We start from the raw sequence: 660 nt of genomic DNA, 5'->3' as shown, positions 1-660 counted from the left end.
CGCCATCGCCTTCTTCACCGGCGAGGAGGCCGGGTTCGTCTCGGGCCAGGTCCTGTACGTGGCCGGCGGCCCGCTCAACTGACGCTCAGGTGGCACGAGAACGCGAGGGAGGACAGCTCATGACGACAGCGGACAGCGACAAGGTCGCCCTGATCACGGGCGGCAGCCGAGGCATCGGCTACGGCGTGGCCGAGGCGCTGGTGGCCCGAGGCCACCGGGTGTGCGTCACCGGGCGGGGCGAGGACGCGCTCACGGCGGCCGTGGAAGCGCTGAGCGCCGCGGCCCCCGACGGCGCGGGCCGAGTGATCGGCGTCGCCGGCAAGGCGCACGACGAGGCCCACCAGGCGGTGGCCGTGGAGCGCGTGATGGAGGCGTTCGGCCGCGTCGACTTCCTGGTCAACAACGCCGGTACGAACCCGGTGTTCGGCCCCATCGCCGAACTCGACCTCGGGGTCGCGCGCAAGGTCTTCGAGACCAACGTGGTCTCCGCCCTCGGCTTCGCCCAGCGCACCTACCGGGCGTGGCAGAAGGAGAACGGCGGCGCGATCGTGAACATCGCCTCCATCGCCGGCGTCGCCCCCTCGCCCTTCATCGGCGCCTACGGCATGAGCAAGGCCGCGATGATCAACCTCACGGTGCAACTCGCGCACGAGATGGCCC

At 71.5% G+C, this 660-nt stretch carries 1 protein-coding gene and 1 pseudogene; both read left to right on the top strand.

The features are described 5' to 3' along the window. Positions 1 to 82: pseudogene (locus KUM32_RS41115) on the top strand (beta-ketoacyl-ACP reductase); the annotation flags it as partial. A gap of 37 nt (positions 83 to 119) precedes the next feature. Next, the coding region (locus KUM32_RS41110) for an SDR family NAD(P)-dependent oxidoreductase (RefSeq protein WP_217146757.1) at positions 120 to 660 on the top strand (541 nt) is incomplete at its 3' end.

The organism is Streptomyces sp. AC627_RSS907 (genome assembly GCF_019049165.1).
The sequence above is the reverse complement of the archived record's forward strand: the minus strand, read 5'-3'. Positions and strand labels throughout refer to the sequence as shown.